Here is a 22,324-nt window from a genome sequence, read left to right as displayed (position 1 = left end):
GGAGCCGGAGGCATCGGTCAGCCGGGCCGCCCGGAGGGACGAGCGGGGGCGAGGAGGCCCATCAAGCGGTCCAGGAGCTCGGCCCAGAGGATCAGTACGCGCACCGGATCCTGGCCGGCTTTCGATCGTCATCGAACGCTCGATGGTCTCAATGTCTCAGATGAGCTGCAGAGATTGTCCAAAGGGCTTGAGCGTGGCAGGCCCGGGAATGGCCTGCGGCGGCGGTGGTGTGGCCTCTGCAACGCTTCCTCAGACTGTTGCTCGATCGGCATTGTTACCCGTCCCCGTCACCGTCCCCGCCACCGTCGCCGCCTCCGGCCGGTGCTCGGCCGGGCCGTGGTCGCGGCCCTGGAAGGTGCGGCGGTAGGCGGCGGGTGAGACGCCGATGGCGGCGGCGAGGTGCTGGCGCAGGGAGGAGGCGCTGCCGAACCCGGCGTGCTCGGCGACCCGGTCCACCGGCAGGTCGCTGGATTCCAGGAGCCGGCGGGCGAGTTCGAGCCGCTGGGCGGTGAGCCACTGGACGGGGGTCTGGCCGGTCTCGGCGAGGAAGCGGCGGCTGAAGGTGCGCACGCTCATACCAGCCTTTGCGGCCAACTCGGCGAGCTGGATGGGGTGGTGGAGCTGACGCAGGGCCCAGTCGCGGGCCCCGGCGGTGTCGCTGCCGGCCGCGTCGGGGACGGGCCGGGCGATGTACTGGGCCTGTCCGCCGTCGCGCCACGGCGGGACGACGCACAGGCGTGCGACCCGGTTGGCGACCTCGGTGCCGTGGTCCTGGCGGATCAGATGCAGGCAGAGGTCCATTCCGGAGGCGGCGCCGGCCGAGGTGAGGACGTCGCCGTCGTCCACGTAGAGCACGTCGGGGTCGAGCGGGGTCTTGGGGTACAGCCGGCGGAAGTGTTCGGCGTGCGCCCAGTGCGTGGTGGCGGGCCGGCCGTCGAGCAGCCCGGCGGCGGCGAGGAGGAAGGAGGCCGTGCAGATCGACACCAGGCGGGTGCCGGGGCGCAGCCGGGCGAGTGCGGCGGCGACCGGTTCGGGGAGCGGGTCACCGGCGGCGATCGGGTCCTCGACGGCCGCCACGACCAGGGTGTCGGCGGTGGCGATGACGCTCGCGTCGTGTTGGACGGCGATCGAGAAGTCCTCGCTGGTGGGCACTGGCCGGCCGTCCGGAGTGCAGGTGATCACCTCGTAGAGCCGCTTGCGGTCCGGGCCGTGGGCGAGGCCGAACGCCTTGCCGGGGATGCCGAGCTCGAAGGGGACGACGCCCGGGAGGGCGAGGACGACGACGCGGTGCACGGCGTTCTGCACGGCGTTCTGCGCGGCGTTCTGCAGCGTCTGATGCATGTCTTGGCGCATGGCCAGATCCTCTCACTTGTTGGCGATCTGGCCACTCGTTTCGGGTACTCGGCGACGCCAGGCTGTCGATCGAACGGGAACGAGACGGGGAGTGGATCCAGATGGCGGAGAAGATGCTGGCCGTGGCCTTCGAGGAGCCGGGCGGGCCGGAGGTCCTGAAGGTCGTGGAGCGGGAGCGGCCGGTACCCGGCCCGACGGAGGTGCTGGTCCGGGTGCACGCGGCCGGCGTCAATCCGGTGGACTGGAAGACGCGGGCGGTCGGTGCCCTGTTCATCCCCGGTGACGGCATCGTGGGGTGGGACGTCTCGGGCGTGGTGGAGGCCGTCGGCCTCGGCGTGACGCTCTTCCGGCCGGGTGACGAGGTGTACGGCATGCCGGGCTTCCCGCGGATGGTCGGCGGCTACGCCCAGTACGTGGCCGCTCCGGCGCGCCACTTCGCGCCCAAGCCGGTCGGGCTCGACCACGTGCAGGCGGCGGCCCTCCCGCTGGCGGCGCTGACGGCTTGGCAGGCCCTGGTGGACACGGCGGCCCTGCGGGCGGGTCAGCGGGTCCTGGTGCATGCTGCGGCGGGTGGCGTGGGGCACCTGGCGGTGCAGATCGCCAAGGCGTTCGGCGCGTACGTCATCGGCACGGCCGGCGCCGGCAAGCACGACTTCGTGCGGAGGCTGGGTGCGGACGAGGTGATCGACTACACCGCGGTCGACTTCGCCTCGGCGGTCTCCGACGTGGACGTGGTGATCGACCCGATCGCCGGGGACTACCAGGAGCGCTCGCTGTCGGTGCTGCGCGACGGCGGCACGTTGATCACCCTCCCGGCCCGCGAGACCGAGGCGATCGCCTCGGCTGCGGCGGCGCGCTCCATCCGCTCGGGCTTCATGCTGGTCGAGCCCGACCGGCAGGCACTGTTGGCCATCACGGACCTGGTCGAGACCGGCAGGCTGAAGGTCCACGTCGACGCCGTCTTCCCGCTGGCGGACGCCGCCAGGGCCCACGAGCTCGGTGAGACCGGGAGGACCACGGGAAAGCTGGTGCTCACCGTCGGTCACCCCTCGGCCAACTCCTCGGATCACCGCTGACCGGCGCTGACCAGCGCCGGCCGGGCTTTCCGGGCTCCGGCCCCCGCGCTTCCCGGGGCCCCAACCCCCAAGCACTGCACAATCCTGACGAACAAAGAGGTCGCTCCTCGTGGCAAGTACTCAGCAGCAGTCAGCCCGCCCGCCGGCCGTGGCCGCGACGTCCGGCGCCGTTCCGTGGATGACGATGGCGGTCATCCTGGCCGCCCTGTTCATGGCGGTCCTCGACTCGTTCATCGTGGTGGTCGCGGACCCCGCGATCGAAGCGGACCTGCACGCCTCCGCAAGCGATGTCCAGTGGATCCTGGCCGGCTACCAGCTGAGCTACGCGGTCTTCATCATCACCGCCACCCGCCTGGCCGACCTGTACGGCCGCAAGCGGGTCTTCCTGCTCGGGGTGGCCCTGTTCACCGTGGCATCGGTCGCGTGCGCCCTGTCACCGAACGCGGGCAGCCTGATCGCCGCACGGGTCGTCCAGGGCACCGGAGCCGCCCTGATGGTCCCCCAGGTGTTCGCGTACGTCACGGTGCTGGTGCCGGCGGCGAAGCGGCACAGCGTGTACGGCGTGCTCGGCATCGTCATGGGGATGGCCACCATCGGCGGGCAGCTCGTCGGCGGACTGCTGATCGGCGCCGACCTGTTCGGCTCCGGCTGGCGCCTGGTGTTCTGGGTGAACGTCCCGATCGGAATCGTCCTGTTCCTGCTCGCCGTGCGCCACGTGCCGCGGACCGGCTCGGCTGCCACCCGCAAGCTGGACCTGCCCGGCGTCCTGACGCTCAGCGCGGCCCTCTTCCTCCTGGTGCTCCCGCTGATCCAGGGGCAGGAGGCGGGCTGGCCGTGGTGGGCCTGGGCCTGCTTCGCGGGTAGCGCGGCCGCGTTCGGCCTGTTCGTCGCGGTCGAGCGCAGCCTGGAGCGCCGGGGCGGGGATCCGCTGGTACCGCTGGCGCTGTTCGCACAGCGCTCGTTCTCGCTCGGCATCGTCCTCGTCGTCGCCCTGTACGCGCTGATCTACTCGTACTACCTGGCCCTGTCGGTGACGATGCAGCAAGGCCTCGGGATGTCGGCGCTCGGCGCGGGCCTGGTCTACGCGCCCGCGGCCACCGCGTTCTTCGTGTTCAGCATGGTGGCGAGCCGGACCATCCCGACGTACGGGCGACGCGTCCTCGAGATCGGGGCGGTCGTCCTCGCGAGCGGCTACCTGGCGACAGGTGTCCTGCTGGTGTCCGGCCCGCGGATCACTCCGCTGCTCGTGATCCCCACCCTCGTCCTGCAGAGCATCGGCGGCGGGCTGGTCATCACACCGGCGCTCAACACGGTGCTCAGCCGCGTCAAGCCGGAGTCCGCCGGTGTCGCGTCAGGGGTCCTCTCCACGGCGCAGCAGTGCGGCGGAGCGCTGGGGGTCGCCGTCATCGGAGCGGTCTTCTTCGGCTCGTTCCACCCAGCGGCCGTGGGCAGGATCGCCGCCGCCGGCCACGCCTTCGCCGTCGCGTCCTTCGCGGTGTTCGTCATCGCCGTCATCGCGGGCGTGGTCGTCTTCCTCCTGCCGAAGGCCCCGGCGACAGAGTCCTGAGAAGCCACTCCTACCAGGGCACATCGTGCGCATACACCTGCACGGCGGGCAGCAGGGCACACGACTCTCTGGATGCATCAGGGCTCGGCGCAGCGGTGGCTGCGCCGAGCCCTGATCTGTCGCTCATCGGTTCAGCCGAGCGTCAGACCGCGCTCCCCGCGCTCCTGTGCCAGAGCCTCCAGGCCGTAGCGGGCCACGTGCTCGGCGTTGCTCAGGTCGATGGTCCGGACGCCCTCGGAGGTCAGCCGCTCGTTGATCTCGTCCAGGTGCTGCTGCACGAGCTGCTTCTCGGCGTCGGTGGTGCGGCCCTTGTGCGGCCTGCCGGCGTGCTCCAGGCTCGCGTAGTTGACCCGCTCCTTGGTGCCGGCCGGCGCCGGCTGGCTCGGGATGGTGCGGGCCACCTTCTTGGCGCCGCGCAGCACCTCGGCCATCGGGGCGGCGGAGGCCAACCGGTTGAAGGCCTCCGCCTCCAGCACGACCGTCTCCGGTTCGTCGGCATCGGGGTAGTGCAGCTCGATCGTCACCAGGTCGAGCGCCAGCTCCTCCACCGCGGTCAGCTCACTGCTGAGCGCCTCGATCTCGACCGGGCCGTCCGCCAGGTCGGGGTGCTGGCGGACCACGATGCGCACCAGGTCGTCGTCGTTCTCCACGTGCGTACCGGTCAGGTCCGAGAACCGGATGATCTTCTGGCCCATGTCTGCCTCTCGTGACGGCTGCGATCTGGCGAGAGCCTACGCCGGGGCTGATCTTGGCCGCCTCATCGTCACCTCACCGTCACCTCACCGTCGCCTCACCGACGTCCGATCCAGGGGCCGAGGGACGGCCTCCCGCTGTCCGATTGGCCCACGAAAACGGCGCTCGATTGGATACCCCGTGGGGGAACCCGCTGGCTAGGGTCGAGGCGCACGCTGCGCCGCCGATGCGGCGCACGCCAACGGGAGGAAACACACCATGCGCAAGATCATCATCGGGCTGGCCGCCACCGGTCTGTTCCTCGCCGGCACCGTCGCCACCGCCGGCACCGCCAACGCCGCAGGGTCGCGCTGCTCCGACTGGAGCACCAGCGAGCCGCTGCTGAAGGTCGGTGCCACCGGCGACGCCGTACGGGAACTCCAGTGCGAGCTGAACTACTCGATCAACCCCGACACCCGCGCCAAGATCGCCGTCGACGGGTCGTTCGGCCAGGCCACCCTGGACTCCGTCCGCTACTTCCAGCAGTGCATGGGGTACCTCCAGGTGGACGGCGAGGTCGGTCCGCAGACCTGGGGGGCGCTGGACTGGTGGAGCTCCGTGAACGCCTACCCCCACTGCGGAGACAGCCGGTAGGAACAGCGTCGGCCCTTGACGGGAAGTGAGCCCGCGCGGGATACGTGGTCGGTCGTCGAGGCCGCGAGGAGTTCAGGCCGGACGCTCGGCTGGGGTTTCCCAGCCGAGCGTTCCGCGTGGGCGGCGGGCGACGGTTGAACCGGTCGGCGACATCGGCCCCGCCCGGCTGCGCATCCTCTGATCGCCCTGCCCGGGGCTGCCCGGCGCGACGGGCGCCGCCGGACGGGCGCGGACTGTCCGTCAGGTACGCCCGGCCGCCTCGAGCAGGCGCGGCGGGAGGTAGGGGGACCGGAGGTGGACGGCCCAGCCGCGGCTGCGGCGGGCGTGGCAGGCGAGGGCGAGGATGCCGAGGCTGAGCGCGGCGTCGGGGGCGGTGGCACGGTCGGCTACGGAGTGGTGGTCGCGGTGGGCTTCCAGGGCGTCCAGCAGGGCGAGGTTGAAGCTGGTCTCGTCGCCCTCCACGAGCTGGGAGAAGAGGATGACCGGGGGCGGGAGGAAGCCCTGGCCCCTGGCGCGTTCCACCGCCTTCAGGGCCTGCTCGGTGGCCGGGCGCGGGTCGGTGCCGCGGAGGTGGTCGTGCAGGGCGGTGCGGTACGGGGCGAACGGGGAGCGGTCCTCGGCGGCGATGGTGGGGCCCGCCAGGAGGAGCGGCTCGAGGTCCTCGGCGTTGCCGGTGATCAGGGCGTAGGAGAGGGCCGTCTCCCAGAAGGCCGGGCCGAAGTCCGTGTCCTGGCAGGCGGGGAAGCGGAGCGTGCGGCCGTCGATCGTCACCTCTGCCTCGGTGCCCGGGTCGGCGAGGGCCACCCGGAACACGGCGGCGCCCAGCCGGGAGCCGAGCCGCAGGTTGGCGAGCTGGGCGTCGGTGGCGTCGGAGGACTGGGAGGCGCGCGCCGCGAGGAGGTGGGTCTGGCAGCGCAGGGCGCCCGTGAGTTCCCACGCGGCCGGCGGCTCACCCTCCTTCGGCGTGATGGCCTCCCGAGTGCGCCGCTCGAACCGCGCCTCGCTCTCCGGGCTGAGCGGCCGGGCCGGGCTCGGCCGGTCGAGGTCGACGGGCCCGGCGGCGAGCCGGGCCACGGCGTCGGGGCGCGCGTCACGGCCGAAGGCGTGGACGCGCGGGCCGGGGGTCTCGAAGCCGGTGACCAGGGCGTGGGGCAGGTAGTCGGTGTCGACCGCCGGAGTCCACCCGTAGGTGCGGTACGCGAGAGCGGCCAGGGCGATCGGGACGAGCGGCAGGAGGCCGCGGGGTCCGGTGCCGTGCGGGCTGTCCTGGAGGAGCGCGAGCAGAGCCGCGTCGAAGGCCTCGCGTTCCCCGTCGGTCAGGGCGCGCAGGGCACGCAGGCCGGGCTGCGGTTCCCGGGGGGTGGAGAAGTCGACTTCCTCGAAGAAGTGGGCCAGGAAGCCGTCGACGAGCTCGCGGTCGGGCGTGAGCGGCCCGTCGGGCATCAGCTGCCGGGCCCAGGAGAAGGCCTCGCCGTGGGCGGAGACCTTGTCCGAGACGATCGCGAGGCAGAAGGCGTCGAGCCACTCCCGGGCGGTGACCAGGTGGCGGGGGTCGCGTTCCCGCCCGTCCTCACGGCTGTAGCTCATCCCGAAGTTCGGGTAGTCGAGGAAGACGTGGAAGCCGTCGTGCGGATAGTAGGCGGCGAAGGACACGGCACCGGCGGCGGCCTCGGCTGCGTCCTTGAGGACGGCCTCTGCCTCGGGGGTGTCGAGGTCCGGCCGGACCGTGGAGAGGGCGCCGAGGTAGTCGAGGAAGGAGTCGGCGATCAGCTGCCACTCGGTGGTGGTCATCAGGTCGGCGCGGGAGTAGGAGTGGACCTGCCTCCCGATCCGGTTCACGAAGTCCTCCCGGGCCTTCGCTACCCGCCCCGCGTCCACCTGGTGCCGTTCGATCCGCACAGCCCTGCCCCCTTGAACATCGACTTGAACATCGACCTGGCCCCAGCCTAGGCAATGGGTCGGACATCGTGGTCCGCAGGATCTCGTCGGCACACCGCCCGCCCCACCAGGACCAGGACATGCCGCGAACGTCCCGCACGACGGTTCGCCTCATCGTGCCGGTCACCCGGGCGACGCGCCGGACCAGACCGTCGGGCGCTGAGTCGGTCATCCGGGCGCTGAGCCGGTCATCCGGGCGAGGAGCCGCTGGCCGGGCAGGCGCAGCTGGACGGTGAAGGCCGGGGAGGCGGGCCGAAGGCCGACGCTGCGGGTGTACGGGTCGGGTCGGGCCGGTCGGGGCCGTACGGTTCAGGGATTCCGTCCGCCGCTGTCGTCCGACGACTCACGGCCCCGCGAGCGGTGCCGCCGCACGTACCAGACCAGCAGGGCGGCGGCGATGATCACGGCGATCACGATGGCGGCGACCCGGCCGACCGTGCCCTCCACCCTGGTGTAGGCGGCTCCGGCGAAGTAGCCCAGGAGGGTGAAGCCGACGCCCCAGGCGATCCCGCCGACGGCGTTGTAGAACAGGAACCGGCGGTACGGCATACGGGACATCCCGGCCAGCGAGGGCACCAGCGGGCGGAAGAAGGCGATGAACCGGCCGACGAAGACGGCGGCCGGCCCGCGTCGGCGGATCAGGTCCTGCGCCGTGCCGACCTGCTTGGTATGGCGCCGCAGCGGGCGGGTGCGAAGGAACGCCGGACCGAGGTGGCGGCCGATCTCGTAGCCGGCGGAGTCCCCGAGGATGGCCGCGCAGACCACGACCAGGACCATCCAGCCGAGGGAGGCCCGGCCCTGGTGGGCGAGGAAGCCGCCGAGGACGGCGGCGGTCTCGCCGGGGATGAAGAAGCTGAAGAACAGGGCGTCCTCGGTGAAGACCATGCCACCGACGGCCGCGTAGACGACCGGGCCGGACAGGCCGCGCAGCCAGTCGGTGATCGAGTGCATCGGCTCTACCTCGTCGGCGATCGTGCCTCTTTCCGCCCTGATGTGACGCTCTCCCCATGATGGCCCCGTCGGGCGAGGAACGCGTCCGCGACGGGCATCGGCTCCCGCCCACCGGGCCCGGTCGTGGGCGCTTTCCCGTGGCTCCCCGTCCGTCGTCGGCCGCGGGCGGGTGCCGCCCCACGGTGCGGGGGCGGCTCGGCCGGTAGGCTCGATTGCGGTGCAGGAGTGATCCGTTCCGGACTGGGGTGATCCGTGGCGACGTACGTTCTGATCCACGGCGCGGCTGCCGATGCCTGGTGCTGGGGGCCGCTGGCCGCCGAGTTGCGCGGGCGGGGCCATGACGTGGTCGCGCCGCGACTGCCGTGCGACGACGACGCGGCCGGGCTCGCCGAGTACGCGGACGCGGTGGTGGCGGCGATCGGCGACCGGGCGGCCGGCCTCGTGGTCGTCGCGCACTCGTTCGGCGGTTTCACCGGTCCGCTGGTGTGCGCGCGGGTGCCGACGGATCTGCTGGTCATGCTCCAGGCCCAGGTGCCGGCGCCCGAGGAGACGCCGGGCGCGTGGTGGGAGAACACCGGCTACTGGGAGGCCCGCCGCGAATCCGACCGCGCCCGGGGCGTGGCGGAGGGCGCGGAGGAGGACGAGCGCGCCCTGTTCCTGCACGACACCCCGGCCGCGTGGGCCGACGAGCTCCTCGCGGAGCACCAGCGGCGGCAGGCCGAGACCCCGTTCGGGACGCCGTGGCCACTGGACGCCTGGCCGGAGGTACCGACCAGGTACCTGCTGGCCACCGGCGACCGGTTCTTCCCACCCGCGTTCCTGCGGCGGCACGTCGAGGAGCGGCTCGGCTTCCGGCCGGATGAGATGCCGGGCGACCACCTCCCGATGCTCGGCCACCCGGTGGAGCTGGCCGAGCGGCTGGAGTCCTACCGGACCGGGCTGTAGGCGAGGAGCGCCGCAGGGGAAGTCGGCGGGCCCGACTTCCCCCGCAGCAGCGGGGCCATGGGTCAGGGGCGGGGACGGCGCCGACCACCCGGGAGGTACCGGCGGACGAGAAGCTGCCCTCGGCCCCGCGTCGACCACCTGGTGCGGGTCCGGCATCGACACCGTGAAGCTGCTCGTCGGCCAGAAGGCATGATGCTGATGCCCGGTCTCGTCCCTCAGGCGAAGCGGGAGCTGCGCACCGGGCCGGCGGAGCGGCAGCGATCGCGCGGGCCGGTCAGCCAGCGGGGGGCGACCGCGCGGGCGAAGGCGGCCAGCGCCTCGTCCGGGTCGGCCGGGGTCTCACCGTCGCCTCGGTCGGGGGTCGGGTCGGCAGCGCGGATGTCGGCGGCCAGTTCCTCGGCGGTCCGCTCGTCCGGCTCGCCGCCGAGCGGCTCCCAGGGCGCGAGGATCGTCTGGCCGAGCAGGCCGCAGACGTCGGCTGCGACGCCGGGCGGCTCCGTCCAGCAGGTCGCGTGCTCGTACAGCACCTCCCCCGGCGCGCGCTCGTTCAGGCAGGAGACCAGCCGGTTGTCCGCCTCGCTCAGGTCGTAGGCCACCACCACGGTGTCCACCGTGCCCGGGCGGTAGGGCTGGACGGGCAGTCCGAGCAGGCTCGCGGCGGCCAGGCCGAGCGCGCGGTCCGCGCGGCCGGGGAGCAGGGAGACCGAGTGCGGGCGCGCCTCGGTCGCCTCCAGGATCAACCGCAGCCGTTCCAGGCCTTCGTGGCACAGCGCGTAGCTGTCCTGCAGGACGGCGTAGCGGCCGGTCATGCCCGCGTCCCAGCCGTACGGGGACAGGGTGGCGAGCAGGCCGCCGGTGAGGGTGAAGTGCCAGGCGCGCAGGGCCTGGTGGTGGAGCGGGTCGGGGCCGCCGGGCTGCGCGGTGGCGACCACGGCCGCCGCGCGGTCGAGGGAGCGGCGCAGCCGGTCGGCGGCGGGCTGCCACTGGCCGGCCTCGGCTGGCAGGCGGTCGAAGGAGGTGCGGGCGGCGGGGGCGTCGCCTGCCATCAGCGTGTTGTAGGCGAGCAGGTAGCGCTCGGGCCAGTCGCGGAGCAGCGAGTCGTGGTGGCGCAGCAGGGTGACGGCCTCGGCGTGGTGCTCCTCGTCCTCGAGGGCGACGGCGAGTTCGGCGATGATCGGAAGCCGCCGGTCGGCGCGGCCGCGGAGCTTGGCGAGTAGGCCGCGCGGCGGGGCTCCGGCCGCGCGCAGAGCCTCGGTGAGGGCGGGGACGGCGAGGAACGAGGCGCCGCGTCCGACGCAGGCGTATCCGTACTGGTAGAGCGCGTCGGCGTCGGTGGGCTTGCCGGCCAGGGCACGGGCGGCCTCAACGAGGTCGTCGAAGCCGCCGTCGGCGGCCAGCCGCTCGACCAGCGGCGCCACCTGGGCGGCCCGCAGATCACGTGCGACCGAGCGCAGTTCGCGCATCGCGGCTTCCGGGTCACCGGACTCCACGAGGCTCCAGGCGGTGTCCAGCGAGGTCGTCGTCACAGGGCTTACCTCCGGGGCGGGTTGTTGTCGTCGAGGGACGAAGGCGGTGGGCGTCGTGGGCCGCGGGTGCGCGGGTGCGCGGGTGCGCGGGTGGCGGGGCGCACGGCACCGGTGCGGGCTGGCGGCGCGGACGCTCACGCGCGTGGTCGCGGTGGCGGCCGCGGCCGCGGCCGCGGGAACGGTGGTGAACGTGGCGGAGCGCGGACCAAGGCGGCGACCTGGCCGCGGCGTCGAAGCCCGGCGGCGGGTGGGACTCACCTGCTCGGGCGGTGGCCGCCCTTCCTGTTGAGGTCGCGCATGGGGACGATCATGTCCGAACGCCTTTACCCGCCGCAAGCAGATTGTTCGTCCGTCGACCGGCGGACCGGCAAGCCGGTGTGCCGATGTCGATCCGCCCGGGCCGGACGCGAGGAGGCGGTCGGTAGGCGCTCGGAAACCGGATGTCGGCGCGGCGATGAGTTTTCCGACGCCGGCAGGTCTACATCTTTGACCGGAACGACCGACTCACCGGGAGTACAGACATGGGACTCATCCACATCGAGCTGTTCGCGACCCTCGACCTCGTCGGGCAGGCGCCCGGCGGTCCCGACGAGGACCCGGCGGGGTTCCCGTTCGGCGGCTGGCAGGCACCCCTGATGAACGAGGTCACCGGGGCGCAGATCGGCGCCGCGTACGAGGGTACGGACGCCCTCCTGCTCGGCCGGCGGACGTACGACCTCTTCGCGTCCTACTGGCCGCACCAGAAGGAGGGCGAGATCGCCGAGCTCTTCAACCACGTCCCGAAGTACGTGGCCTCCCGCGGCACGCCCGACCTCCCCTGGGCCGGGTCCGTGCAGCTCGGCCCCGACCTGGCCGGCGCGGTGCGCGAGCTCCGGGACCGGCACGAGCACGTGAAGGTCGTCGGGAGCCTGGACCTGGTGCAGACCCTCCTGCGGGAGAAGCTCTTCGACCGTCTCGACCTCTGGGTGCACCCGATCATGCTCGGGGTCGGCAAGAAGGTGTTCGACGACGGCGCGGTGCCCACGAACCTCACGCTCCTCGAACCGCCGGCCGCCGGTCCGCAGGGCACCGTGTTCCTGCGCTACGGTCTGGCCGACGGCACGCCCCGGACAGGTGACATGAGCGCGCCCGACCGCGGTCTCGGGAACAACGACCCCCGGTGATCCGATGACCACCGTCAACACCGACGGGATCGCCCTGGGCATCGAGCCGTTCGGCGCCGACCGGTAACGACAGGTGACGACGACTCGGCGCTCAGCCTGGTCGGCATCCGCCCGGTGGCCACCGGGCGGATGCCGACGACCTCCTCGACCACGACCGGGCGACGATGAGCCAGTTGTCCGCGCGTCCGATGCCCGACTGACTGGACCGACCACGAGGCCGTCGAGGAGTTCGCCGCCGTCGGCGCGCACGTCCGCGGCGACGACCCCGTCACCGCGCGCCATCGCCTCGCGCGTCTGGGACCGCGCGCCCACACGCCCGTCACGATCGGGGTGATGGCGGCCCCCGGCCGAGGCAGCAGCGAGGTCGCGGCCGGAGCGAGGTCGCGGCCGGAGCCCAGCCCGAAGTGGGGCCACAGCGACGCCGCCAGCCGTTCGCAGAGATCAAGGGCGTGCGAGCACGCCACGGCACGGTCCCCGGCGGAGGCGGACGAGAATGCCGGGGCCGCTGAGGTGAGGGCCTCACGGTGCCGCGATGGTGGCCTGGGCATGACCGCGGAGGCTGGGAGAAGATGATCCCATGAGCTTCGACCTGGCAGTTCTTGCAATGGACGCTTCGCCGGAAGCCGAAGCGGCGCGTGCGATGTTCGAGCGGTGCAACTCCCTGCATCATGACGAGGGCGAACTGGATGAGCGGGTCGTCGGGTTCTATGAGCGGCTGCGCTCGCAGTTCCCCGACTACCCATCCCGTCCGGCGGACTCGCCCTGGATGTCGACGCCGTTGGCAGTCGGCATCGACCACGTGATCATGAGCCTGAGCTTCTCCTCCAGGAGCGACGACGCGATCAAGGCGATCGAGGAGCTTGCCGGGGAGTACCGACTGGTCCTATGGGATCCGCAGTCCCAGGATGCCTACTTGCCGAGGGCCTGAGCCTCGGGGCGGGACCAGCACTGGCTAACTGCCTTTCTCGGAAGGGTTCTTGGGTTGCTCGCCAGGCCGGTAGCTGGAGCCGTTCATGATGACCTGGTGGGGAAACAGCGGATACCGGGCGCTGGGAGCCAGGTTTGCTGGTGGTAATCACGGACCGGCCCTGCCGCTCGCCGACCACCTCGTGGAGCTCATCTGCGGCCCGCCTGGGGTGATCCCCGGCGACCTCCGCCAGCCACGTGACGCCGGCCCACTCCTGGGGGGAATTCCCTGATCGTCGATGCCACGTCGCCGCCGTCCCCTGCTGACGCCCGCAGGTGCGGGGAGGATACCGCTGCCGCGCCCAAACCCGGGCGGGGTCGCGTCCCATGAAGTGGTGTAGTGGTCGTAGACCAACGGTCATGAGGTGGGTGGGAGTTCGTTGCGGCCGGGCATTCGGCCCGGAACAGCTCGGTCTCGCTGTCGCCGACCGTCAGCCCCAGGGCCTCCATGATGACCGCGTAGAGGGCCTCGTCGATGCGGCGCCGTCGCTCCAGCAGGCTGGGGAAGAAGCTGCCGGTGCGGACCTTGGGGATGGCGAGCTCCAGGTCGCCGGCCTGCGTGGTGAGGGACTTGTCGCGGTGACCGTTGCGCCAGGTGGTGCGGGCCGCGGTGTGCTCGCCCGGCTCGGCCCCGATCCGGGCGGTCGCCTCGGCCTCGATCAGCTCCTGCAGGAGCCGCTGGGCCAGGGTCCTGATCAACTCGATTCCGTCCGCCGTACGCAGTGACTCCATGAGGCGGAGTAGGTCAGACTGGGACAAGGCCATCGCGCACCTCTCACTCAACGAGCATGCCTACTCGGAGAGTTGCGCGATGGCTCCTGTATGACCAGGGGTTACGTCAAGATCTCTGCTACACCACTCGGCGGGACGCCATCGGGTCCGCAGTGCGGACTGCGTCGGGATAGGAATTGAGGAGGCTTCTTCGTTCCAGATGTGGAACGTCTTGCCGGTAGGAAAGGCTGCGCGGGCGCGTTGGGTGCGGAGGTTGGCCGCGTCCCGGCCAGCGGCTTCCTCGGCCAGCAGGGCCCGCACGATCTCGGCAGGATCCCAGCGTTGGGCCTTCGCGGTCGGGATGATCTCGGCCATCGCCCGGCGAATGTGAGGCAGTTTCAGGCGGCGGGTCAGCGCGATCGCCTCGTCGAACGCGGCGCCTGAGGTCGCGGCGACAGCTGAGGCCGGTGCGGCGAGCCTGGGCCGGGCGGGTGTGGGAGCTGGCGGGGTTGTGGTCATCGGTCGTGTCCTTCGTGTCGGAGCGGTTGGATAGGTTGCGGTCATGGCAGAGGTGAGTGACGAGAGCGTTCGGGGCGCCTTCGAGCGATTGGCACAGCGGGTCCGTGATGAGCTCGCCGCAGCCGGGCTGCCGCTGGTCACGCCTGGTCTGTCGCCCGAACTGGCCGTCGGCGCGGAGGTTCGCGCCGACGTGTGGAACCACCACTTTCACGGCGAGGAGCCCGAAGTGGTCGTGAGCTGGAAGGTCAGCCCCCAGTTGCGGAGCAACGCCATGGCAGGCGCGAGGCAGGGGCGAGGAGTTACTCCGGCGATCCGGCAGTCCGGCGAGGTCCAGATAGCGATGGCCGCCGCGGTGATCGCGATCCTGTCAGCGGCCGGCTTCACCGCCAGGGACCGCGACAACGACATGAGCCCGTTCGACGTGCAGGTTCTCGCAGGTCCCGAGCCCGGCGGCCAGCCCGGCTGGGCCTTCCCTGACGAGGGCCTGGTGCCGCCCAGCCAGCCCGGCTCAGTGGCCGAAGCCTGACCAGGCGGAGGTGCCCGGCTGCAGGCTGTGGGTCTCGCTGCGGCGGATCGGCTCGGCCGGGCCGTGCTCGCCCTGGTGGTCCAGGATCGATAGCAGGTCGCTCTCGGCGAAGCGACCCACCGTCGCGGCGGTGCCGAGCGCCCGGTCGACGTCGGCGGTGCCGTTCAGCTTGGTCAGGGCGATGGCGTCAGCCATCTTCGCCCTGATCCGGCGGGTGCCGGCCGCGGCGGCCTCGATGAGCCAGGCCGCCGCCCCCGGCCCGATCGCCAAGAACTGGGCCTCGGCTGGGTTGGTCGGCTTCGGGACGCGTTCCCCGCGCGGGGCGTCGGGGTAGTGCTCGTCGGCGATGCTCGGGTTGTCTGGGGTGGATCGGGCGTGGCGGGCGACTTCCACCGTGTTGCCCGCGACCCACCTACGCGATCAACAATTCAGTATCGCCGGTCAGTTCTGGACTGATAGCGTCCCGCACGTGGCAAAGCTGAACCAGATCATCGCCGTTGAAAAGGGCGTCAAGTCCAAGTCCCTCCAGGAGCTGACGCAGGCCCACCAGGACCTGCAGAAGCCCGCGCTGCTGGCCGGGATCTCCCGCGCCTACCAGCCCAAGGACGAGGAGGGCGAGCAGCTGCCGCCGGAGTCGACCCGTGTGCAGCTGAAGGCCGAGGACATCCTGCGGTCGACCGCGAACACCCTGACCCGGCTCTTCGACGTGACGGCCACCAAGGACTGGGCCAACATCAGCGCCCGCGCCGACGTGGTGGTGGACGGCCAGGTGCTCCTCCCCCAGGTGCCGGTGCCGTACCTGCTCTTCCTGGAGAAGCAGCTCACGGACCTGTTCACCTTCGTGAGGAAGCTCCCGGTGCTGGACGCCTCCGAGTCCTGGAACCTCGACCCGTCCACCGACTCCTGGAAGACGGAGCCGGTGCGCACCATCCGGACCAAGAAGGTGCCGCGCAACCACGTCAAGGCCGAGGCCACCGACAAGCACCCGGCCCAGGTCGAGGTCTACTACGAGGACATCGCGGTCGGCTACTGGACCACGGTCAAGTTCTCCGGCGCGTTGCCGGCCCGCCGCGTGAACGAGCTCGCGGAGCGGGTGGAGAAGCTCCAGCAGGCGGTCAAGTTCGCCCGCGAGGAGGCCAACGCCGTCGAGGTCACCGACCAGCGGGTGGGCGACGCCGTCTTCGGCTACCTGTTCCGGTAGCCTCCTGATCGCCCGCCCGGGGAGCCGGGCGGGTGCACCGAGCGCGTCAAGGACCTTGTCCCGGATGCCGGGCGGGTCCGGACGCTGTGTGGTGCGAAAGCTGACACTGATGTTGAAGCTGACCAGGGGTCACAGTGGAGGTTCAAATCCTCCCCCCGGCACTACCGGCCGGGGTAGCCCAAGCCAGGCAGAGGCAGGCCCCCTGAATCTCAGACTCTCGCTCCAGTCTCAGTATTCGCCGCCGAACACCGGATCGACCGGGTGCGGACGAATATCGACGAATGCAGGTTCAAGTCCTGTCTGTGCCGCTCCGTGGCACGGTAGTTCAAAGGCAGAACGCGTCGATTTCAACCTGATCCGCGACCCTTAAACGTGCCGGTGTGCGCAATTGGGCGGCACACAGGGGCCCGGGAGCAGGCTACGCTCCCGGGTCCTCTCGCCTTTCGACGCGGCCGCCGTCAGCGGCCAGGCCGGCCGCTGCCTCGGACGATCACTGCTGGTCCCCGTCCGCGCGGGGACGACGACGAATCCGCCGCAGCCCCACGACCGCGCGGAGCGCTGCATGTCAGTCCTGCTCCATCTTGGACAAGGCATCGGCGACCAGCTGGGTGGCGAAGCTGTCATCGTCGTTTCCGGAGAGCCGGTTGACGTGCTCCGCGAGCAGGACGGTCACCGCCTCGAGGGGATTCATCTCGGCGGCGGTCCAAGGGCCGTACTGCGCGCGCCACAGATTGGGGCTCAGGCCGGTGCCCGCGGCGAGGAGGAGGCCGGCCATCATGGGGACGACCTCTGGCCGGAAGGTCCTGGGCATCATGCGCATCGTGGCCACCAGGGTGGGCACCGTGTGCTCGACGATGTCCTCGTCGTGGTGCTCGAGGCTCCCCCGCAGCCAGTTCATGAACATGAAGATGAGGGTGCACATGCCGTCGAGGAGTTCGTCGAGCCCACCGGCACCGAAGGACGCGGCGAACTGGTCGACCATCCGCTGCTGTTCGAGATCCGACCCGGCTTTGCCGTCGTGGAGGGCCTTGAGCCGGGAGTCGACCACCATGAGCGCAGCGCCCACATCGCCGACGGAAGCGTATCGGGGGTCGCAGGGCGACGGCATGGGGACTCCTCAGGTTCGGCTACGGCAAGTAGCAGGATGCGCTCACAGGGTAGTCAATCGGTCGGCCCGCGGTCCGGCGAATCCCATAGGCTGCCTCACATGCTGATCGCCTGGTGGGTCCTCGTCTCGGCGGCAATCTGCGGGAACCTCGTGTTCTGGATGCGTCGCCTCGGCCGTGTCCGCCGCAGGTTCATGGCTGAGCACCCGGCCGAGTGGGGCCGGATGGGCCGCCGCGAACAGAGCAATCCGGGCCCGGAGTCCGGCCGGATACTCCTGTGGCACGCACTTACGTTCATCCTGCTGATCGCCGTCGGTGCGGTCGGGGCGGCCGGGATCTCCGGCAAGTTCTGATGGAGCAACCGACCGCGCCGTCCGATCCGCTGCCCCGCTGGCCTACGGGACCGGCCCAGGAAGACAGCGAGCGAGTCGACTGGCTGGGGGTTGAACGGGAGCTCGGCTGCCAGTGGCCAGCCTATTTCCGTGACGGAGCCAGTGACCGTTGACCACACGAGCTCGCCAGCGGAACGACGGCTACAGGTCCGCAATCCAGGGGTGTCGGGGGTATACGCGGGCGAGCAGATCGGCCAGGGTCGCGCGCTGAGCCGGGGTCATGTGCGGGACGGTCGCCTCGAAGTCGGCTTGATCCTTTCGGCGGGCGTGCTTGGCCTTGAACAGCAGGACGAGTTGGGGCGCCAGGTACGGGATGCCGTCGTGGGTGTGCTGGACGATGTCCCGGTAGGGAAGCCGGATCCTCTCATCGTGTCGGCAGATCCAGGTGTCGCCGTCGTGCGGTTCGCGGAACACGTCGAGCAGGTAGTTTCCGGTGGCCGGATCGCGGAGCCAGGTCTGATGCACGGCGGCCAGCACCTCCGGTGTGGCGCTCTCCCAGACGCGGCCGCTGCCTGCCGCGTCGAAGACGTATCCCGGGAATCGGTGGCGGACCTCGGGAAAGCTCGCAGCCGGAATGCCGATCTCGATGTCTCCATGAGCGCGCGTCTGAGTGCCGCGGAACAGGTCCAGCGCCCAGCCCGCGGCCACGTACCAGGGCGTGCTGATCCCGGTCAGCTGCTGCGCGACCTCACTCGGGGTCCAGCAGGATGACCACCTGGCGTGGAGGGCTTCGATCTCGCCAGGTGACAGCTCGATGCCACCGCTGGGTAGTTGCTCGCTCACTGCAGGAACCTATCAGCGGAGCCCAAGCGAACCATCCGTCCGGATCGGCCGGGAGTGCGACCGGGACATAGGACCGGCCGTCCCACCGCCACGACCACTCCGGCGCGAACGGTGGCGTGGCGGTTCGGCGAAGGCCTCGCGCAACCACGACGAGTGCTCCGGTCACGCCCCGCGCTGCTTCATCAGCGTGTCCAGGCGTGCCTGGTACCCGGCCGGGTTGCCGTCGCCGCTCAGGAGATCGGAAGGATTTTTCTTTTCGAGCGCCTGCAACCGTTCGCCGGGGTCCGCGTCTATGACAGTGAGAAGCGGGGCCGCGGTCGGCCCTCGGCCGCGCGGAAACCGGCGGCCCGCTCGCCATCAGACACCAGCATGCTGCTGCGGCCTGCCCGCAGCGCGGTTCCAGGGGGGAACTGTGTCCGCCATCATTCGTACCCGTCGTACCTGCCGTACCCGTCGTGCCCGTCGCGCCATTGCCGTCGCCGCTGCCGCTGGCGTAGCCGCCGTCTGCGGATCGGTCGTGGCCACCGCGCCGGCCGCCTTCGCGGGCGAGCCGTCGCACACCTCGCTCTCCGTCCAGGCCCCGGCCTCGGTCGGATTTGCGGGCGGGCCGGTCGCGTTCACCGAGGCCATCACCAACTCGGGCCAGGAGAACACCAGTTACAACCTGGAGCTGCAGACCGTCACCGAGATGGGCACGCCGCCGAATGCCATCATCATCGACTACAAGGACCCGGCCGACGGTGCGTGGAAGTCAGTGCCGCTGGTGATGACCCCCGCCGCCGAACGCGTCGTGTACGCGGGGACGCTGCCCGGACTCACCGTCCCGGCCGGTCGGACCCTCACCGTGGACCTGCGGATCGGCGCGCCGATGGGCCTGCCCCACAACGGCGCCAGCAACGGTGGCTTCCGGTCCATCGCGCTGCGTTCCGCCGTCACCACCCCCGCGGACCACGGGGCGGTGCAGGCCGAGGCGACCCGTACTATCGGCATCACCTCGATCACGAGCTCGCTCGCCCATGTGCCCGCCACCGCCGTTGCGGGCGGCGCGCCGGTCGAGTTCGACGCCACCATCGACAACCCCACGCCGTCCGACTACACCAACCTCGGCAACGTCCTGTTCGTGGACCGGCACGCGACCGTGCAGGTACGTCGCGCGGACGGGTCGTGGCGGACGCTGGACAAGGTGGCCGGAATCACGCCCGAGGACCCGTACGGCGTGTACCTCCAGGGCCGTGACTCCAGCCTCCGAGCGGGCGGCAGGACCGTCGCCCGGGTGCGGGTGTCGTACGACGCGAAGACCCCGGCGAGCGCCACCACGCTCGGCCCGTGCGTGTTCGTCAACGAGGGGAGCCAGCCGTTCTGGGGAACCACGACGTGCGGTGCTCACTCGACGATCCAGGTCCTGCCCGCCGCCACGAAGACGCCCGAGCCGAGCCCGTCCTCCTCCTCGGCCCCGGCGGTCCCCGCCGTGCCGGCCTCCGCGTCCTCGCCGAGCGCCCCGGCTTCGGCGGCCCCGCCCGCCGCCTCCCCTGCGGCATCCACTCCGCAGGCCCGCGTGACCGACGCCGCGCAGCCTGCCGCGTCCACGTCCGTCGAGCTCGCCTCCACCGGGGCCGACCACACCGTAGGACTCGCCGGCGGCAGCCTCGCCCTGACGGCCGTCGGGGCCGGCGCCCTCTGGCTGCGCAAGGTGCGAGCCGCGCGAAGGTGACCGGTCGGTCCTGGACCTCGGCGCCCTTCCGCCGCGGATCCGCCTCCCACCGCCGATCCGCTGCCGAGCGGATCGGCGGTGGGGGTTCCTCACGCCACGGCGCGCGGTGACGCGCGATTCGGTAAGCCGGGCGCAGGAGGAGCGGTTCCCCCTCCGGGGGGAGTCGCGGTGGAGGCCCGGACCGGGGGCGGGCTGGGAGGTGGGAGGCAGCCGGGAGACAGCCCGTCCCCCTCTCGCCACCGAGGACTGACCATGCGAAAGCTCACCACCGCCATCGCGCTTGCCACCGCAGCCGTGGCACTCGCGGCCGGGACGGCCGACGCCGCCGCGGCCACACCCGCACCGGCCGAGCAGCTCTCGCTGCACAGCTGGACCCTGCTCAACGAGCACGGCCCGGGCCCCAACCCGGGCGAGCGGCTCACCGCGCAGGTCAGCGCCCGTACGGTCGACGGCCGCACCCGGGGGCACGCCGTGGTGCAGCACGTGTTCGAGAAAGACGGCACCACCCGGGCCGAGTTCGACGTCGACTGCCTGACCGTCGACGGGAACGGCGACATCACCGTGACCGGTCCCATCTCGAAGACCGTCATCACCCCGCTCGGGGGCGAGCCGTACCTCTTCGAGGAGGGCCGGCACCCCGAGGCCGGCCTCACCTTCTACTCGGGCGACGAACGGCACCAGCGCCGGGTCGGCTGGAACCGGACCGACCCCCAGATGCACTCCGAGGTCGTCAAATGCGGCGCGGTTCCGGCCGGCTTCTGGGTCATCGACGGCGGCACCTTCCTGCGCCGTCACTGACTCTGGCGGGAGAGGCCCGTACCCACGGCATCGTGCGCAGACGGCCGTCGGCCGATTCCACGAACGGGCCGATCACCCGAGGCGGCCGGAAGAGGCCCGTAGCGGCCCGACACGCCGGGAGCGGGCCGGTCCGTGTGGAGCAGTCAGGTCGCGATCTGTGGGCCTGCCTGTCTGAGGTAGTGGACCGCGGTCTGACCGGTGTGCGGGGCGAGCAGGTCCTGCAGTTCGTGGGCGGCGGCTTGGAGGTGGTGGCCGTCGCGGGTGGCGTGGAGGGTTTCGAGGACGAAGGCGACGTGTCGGGAGTCCTCGGTGACGCGGGTGCGGTGGGCGTCGCGGTGGTTCCAGTGACGGGTCAGGACTCCGGTGGTGTCGGTGTAGACGATCTCGCCGGGGTTGGGGTGTTCGACGGTGTCGGGTGCGCCGAGCGGGGTGAAGGATTCGGTTCCGTCGGCGTGGTGGATGACGACGTCGCCGGTGACGTGGTCGAGGTCGAAGGCGCCGGCGGGCAGGCCGTGGCGCACGGAGACGGTGTTGTAGGAGTCGACGGCCGGGTTGATCCGCGGCAGGCTCCCCTTCTTGGCGAATCGGCGGCCGAGGGCGTCGACGCTGGGGCGGGTGCGGCGGGGGTTGGTGCCGAAGGAGCGGTAGGCGGTGTGCCAGGCCTCGATGCGGGGGTCGTTCTCGTCGGCGGGCTGCCAGCTGCCGTCGGCGAGCTGCCGCTCCAGCTCCTGGAGGGCGGCGGCGGTGCGGGGCCACGGTTCGCGGCCGCGCAGGCCGGTGGCGGTGACCACGGCGATGAGGGTGTCGGGGAAGGCGGCGACGACGGCGGGGTCGAGGCGGAAGGCGGGCATGGGCGGGGTCCGTTCCGTGCGTCGGGGCGGTGGTGCGGTGCGGAACTCAGGTGCGGGGCTCAGCTGAGGGCCAGGAGGCCGACGGCGACGGCGGCGGTGCCCAGGCCGACGAGCTGGCCACGATGGAGCCGCTCGGCGAGGACACTGCGGGCGAGCAGCACCGTGCCGGCCGGGTAGAGCGCAGTGATCACGGCGACGACGGCCAGGTCCCCGCTGCGGGCTGCGAGCAGGAACAGCAGGTTCGCCAGCGAGTCCAGCGCCCCGGCGGCGGCCGACATCGCGTACGCGGGGCGCTCCGGGCCCAGTCGGTGGCGCATCAGGGCGGCCGCGGCCAGGGTGACCGCCGAGGAGACGGCCCGGCCCGCGATCAGTGGGGCCACCCCGCTGTCGGCGGGCGCCTGGTGCAGGAAGACCAGCTGGAGGGCGATGACGGCGCCCGCGCCGAGGGCCAGCAGCAACGCGGTGCGGGAGGGGCGCGTCGAGCCGGTGCCGCCTCCGGCGCTGACCAGCACCACCGCCACCAGGGCGAGCGGCAGCCCGGCCAGGCCGGCGATGCCGAGGTGTTCGCCCTGCAGCAGGCCCACCGCGACGGGCAGCGCGGCGGAGACCAGCGCGGTCACGGGCGACAGCACGTTCATCGGGCCGATCGCCAGGGTGCGGTAGAGCAGGGCGAACGCGGCGGCCGAGGCGACCCCCGACGCGGCGCCCCAGCCGAGGGCCCCCGCACTGAACGAGGCGCCGAGGAACGGCCAGAGCAGCAGTTCGACCGCGAGGCTGGCGGGGGCCGCGATCAGTACGGTCCGCAGCACGTGGGCCTTGCGGGCGCCGAGGCCGCCGAGGAAGTCAGCGCACCCGTAGGCGAGTGAACTGCCCAGGGCCAACAGCAGAGCGAGCACAGCAACATCCCTTACCATG

21 protein-coding genes and 2 pseudogenes are annotated in these 22,324 nt (G+C 71.8%); 11 read left to right on the top strand and 12 right to left on the bottom strand.

Going from position 1 to position 22,324, the window contains the following annotated elements:
• Positions 1–249: 249 nt before the first annotated feature.
• Entirely contained in the window at positions 250–1,353 is a 1,104-nt protein-coding gene (locus tag AC0B61_RS18755) for a GlxA family transcriptional regulator (protein ID WP_471741801.1), read from the bottom strand.
• A 101-nt stretch (positions 1,354–1,454) separates the two neighbouring features.
• Between AC0B61_RS18755 and AC0B61_RS18750 the strand changes: the two genes are divergently transcribed.
• Together AC0B61_RS18750 and AC0B61_RS18745 are read left to right on the top strand one after the other, a co-directional pair.
• Entirely contained in the window at positions 1,455–2,429 is a 975-nt protein-coding gene (locus AC0B61_RS18750) for an NADP-dependent oxidoreductase (RefSeq protein ID WP_471741800.1), read from the top strand.
• A gap of 109 nt (positions 2,430–2,538) precedes the next feature.
• Positions 2,539–3,996: an MFS transporter gene (locus AC0B61_RS18745; RefSeq protein ID WP_471741799.1), complete on the top strand. Its 1,458-nt coding sequence runs from the start codon at positions 2,539–2,541 to the stop codon at positions 3,994–3,996.
• A gap of 131 nt (positions 3,997–4,127) precedes the next feature.
• Here the strand turns inward: AC0B61_RS18745 and AC0B61_RS18740 are convergent, their stop codons facing one another.
• Positions 4,128–4,691, bottom strand: a complete 564-nt coding sequence (locus AC0B61_RS18740; protein WP_471741798.1) for a hypothetical protein — start codon at positions 4,689–4,691, stop codon at positions 4,128–4,130.
• Between the two features lie 256 nt (positions 4,692–4,947).
• Here AC0B61_RS18740 and AC0B61_RS18735 point away from each other — a divergent pair, with 256 nt between their 5' ends.
• Positions 4,948–5,322, top strand: coding sequence for a peptidoglycan-binding domain-containing protein (locus tag AC0B61_RS18735; RefSeq protein ID WP_471741797.1), 375 nt, complete (start codon positions 4,948–4,950; stop codon positions 5,320–5,322).
• Positions 5,323–5,562: 240 nt separating this feature from the next.
• Here the strand turns inward: AC0B61_RS18735 and AC0B61_RS18730 are convergent, their stop codons facing one another.
• Both AC0B61_RS18730 and AC0B61_RS18725 read right to left on the bottom strand, forming a co-directional pair.
• Positions 5,563–7,221 carry an immunity 49 family protein gene (locus tag AC0B61_RS18730; RefSeq protein WP_471741796.1) on the bottom strand — a complete coding sequence of 553 codons (1,659 nt, stop codon included), beginning with the start codon at positions 7,219–7,221 and terminating at the stop codon, positions 5,563–5,565.
• Positions 7,222–7,569: 348 nt separating this feature from the next.
• On the bottom strand, positions 7,570–8,211 hold the full coding sequence (locus AC0B61_RS18725) for a DedA family protein (protein WP_471741795.1): 642 nt from the start codon (positions 8,209–8,211) through the stop codon (positions 7,570–7,572).
• Positions 8,212–8,463: 252 nt separating this feature from the next.
• On the opposite strand from AC0B61_RS18725, the gene AC0B61_RS18720 reads away from it, so the two are divergent.
• Entirely contained in the window at positions 8,464–9,156 is a 693-nt protein-coding gene (locus AC0B61_RS18720; RefSeq protein ID WP_471741794.1) for an alpha/beta fold hydrolase, read from the top strand.
• Positions 9,157–9,371: 215 nt separating this feature from the next.
• On the opposite strand, the gene AC0B61_RS18715 is transcribed toward AC0B61_RS18720, so the two are convergent.
• A complete protein-coding gene (locus AC0B61_RS18715) occupies positions 9,372–10,682 on the bottom strand; it encodes a hypothetical protein (RefSeq protein WP_471741793.1) in 1,311 nt (436 codons plus the stop codon).
• Positions 10,683–11,203: 521 nt separating this feature from the next.
• Here AC0B61_RS18715 and AC0B61_RS18710 point away from each other — a divergent pair.
• Both AC0B61_RS18710 and AC0B61_RS18705 read left to right on the top strand, forming a co-directional pair.
• The gene (locus AC0B61_RS18710; RefSeq protein WP_471741792.1) at positions 11,204–11,845 is read left to right on the top strand and encodes a dihydrofolate reductase family protein; all 642 of its coding nucleotides are present in this window, start codon (positions 11,204–11,206) and stop codon (positions 11,843–11,845) included.
• Between the two features lie 577 nt (positions 11,846–12,422).
• On the top strand, positions 12,423–12,773 hold the full coding sequence (locus tag AC0B61_RS18705) for a hypothetical protein (RefSeq protein WP_471741791.1): 351 nt from the start codon (positions 12,423–12,425) through the stop codon (positions 12,771–12,773).
• Positions 12,774–13,252: 479 nt separating this feature from the next.
• Here AC0B61_RS18705 and AC0B61_RS18700 read toward each other — a convergent pair.
• Together AC0B61_RS18700 and AC0B61_RS18695 are read right to left on the bottom strand one after the other, a co-directional pair.
• Positions 13,253–13,576 (bottom strand): annotated as a pseudogene (locus AC0B61_RS18700) (transposase); the annotation flags it as partial.
• Positions 13,577–13,603: 27 nt separating this feature from the next.
• Positions 13,604–14,041: a hypothetical protein gene (locus AC0B61_RS18695; protein ID WP_471741790.1), complete on the bottom strand. Its 438-nt coding sequence runs from the start codon at positions 14,039–14,041 to the stop codon at positions 13,604–13,606.
• A gap of 43 nt (positions 14,042–14,084) precedes the next feature.
• On the opposite strand from AC0B61_RS18695, the gene AC0B61_RS18690 reads away from it, so the two are divergent.
• Positions 14,085–14,567 carry a hypothetical protein gene (locus AC0B61_RS18690; protein WP_471741789.1) on the top strand — a complete coding sequence of 161 codons (483 nt, stop codon included), beginning with the start codon at positions 14,085–14,087 and terminating at the stop codon, positions 14,565–14,567.
• Here AC0B61_RS18690 and AC0B61_RS18685 read toward each other — a convergent pair.
• Positions 14,550–14,969, bottom strand: a pseudogene (locus tag AC0B61_RS18685) (IS21 family transposase); the annotation flags it as partial. The gene AC0B61_RS18690 and the pseudogene AC0B61_RS18685 sit on opposite strands and share 18 nt — an antisense overlap.
• A gap of 67 nt (positions 14,970–15,036) precedes the next feature.
• On the opposite strand from AC0B61_RS18685, the gene AC0B61_RS18680 reads away from it, so the two are divergent.
• Entirely contained in the window at positions 15,037–15,768 is a 732-nt protein-coding gene (locus tag AC0B61_RS18680) for a DUF7873 family protein (RefSeq protein ID WP_471741788.1), read from the top strand.
• 565 nt (positions 15,769–16,333) lie between these two features.
• Here AC0B61_RS18680 and AC0B61_RS18675 read toward each other — a convergent pair.
• Positions 16,334–16,876, bottom strand: a complete 543-nt coding sequence (locus AC0B61_RS18675) for a hypothetical protein (protein WP_471741787.1) — start codon at positions 16,874–16,876, stop codon at positions 16,334–16,336.
• A gap of 99 nt (positions 16,877–16,975) precedes the next feature.
• Between AC0B61_RS18675 and AC0B61_RS18670 the strand changes: the two genes are divergently transcribed.
• A complete protein-coding gene (locus AC0B61_RS18670) occupies positions 16,976–17,227 on the top strand; it encodes a hypothetical protein (protein ID WP_471741786.1) in 252 nt (83 codons plus the stop codon).
• Positions 17,228–17,407: 180 nt separating this feature from the next.
• Here AC0B61_RS18670 and AC0B61_RS18665 read toward each other — a convergent pair whose 3' ends face one another.
• Positions 17,408–18,049: a nucleotidyltransferase domain-containing protein gene (locus tag AC0B61_RS18665; RefSeq protein WP_471741785.1), complete on the bottom strand. Its 642-nt coding sequence runs from the start codon at positions 18,047–18,049 to the stop codon at positions 17,408–17,410.
• A 517-nt stretch (positions 18,050–18,566) separates the two neighbouring features.
• On the opposite strand from AC0B61_RS18665, the gene AC0B61_RS18660 reads away from it, so the two are divergent.
• Entirely contained in the window at positions 18,567–19,760 is a 1,194-nt protein-coding gene (locus AC0B61_RS18660; protein WP_471741784.1) for a hypothetical protein, read from the top strand.
• A 252-nt stretch (positions 19,761–20,012) separates the two neighbouring features.
• Positions 20,013–20,558, top strand: a complete 546-nt coding sequence (locus AC0B61_RS18655; RefSeq protein ID WP_471741783.1) for a hypothetical protein — start codon at positions 20,013–20,015, stop codon at positions 20,556–20,558.
• Between the two features lie 143 nt (positions 20,559–20,701).
• Here the strand turns inward: AC0B61_RS18655 and AC0B61_RS18650 are convergent, their stop codons facing one another.
• Together AC0B61_RS18650 and AC0B61_RS18645 are read right to left on the bottom strand one after the other, a co-directional pair.
• The gene (locus AC0B61_RS18650; protein ID WP_471741782.1) at positions 20,702–21,409 is read right to left on the bottom strand and encodes a B3/B4 domain-containing protein; all 708 of its coding nucleotides are present in this window, start codon (positions 21,407–21,409) and stop codon (positions 20,702–20,704) included.
• A 59-nt stretch (positions 21,410–21,468) separates the two neighbouring features.
• A complete protein-coding gene (locus AC0B61_RS18645) occupies positions 21,469–22,305 on the bottom strand; it encodes an EamA family transporter (protein ID WP_471741781.1) in 837 nt (278 codons plus the stop codon).
• Positions 22,306–22,324 lie beyond the last annotated feature (19 nt).

This window comes from Kitasatospora sp. NPDC023385, from assembly GCF_055664045.1.
This window is presented reverse-complemented; position numbering and strand designations above follow the sequence as displayed.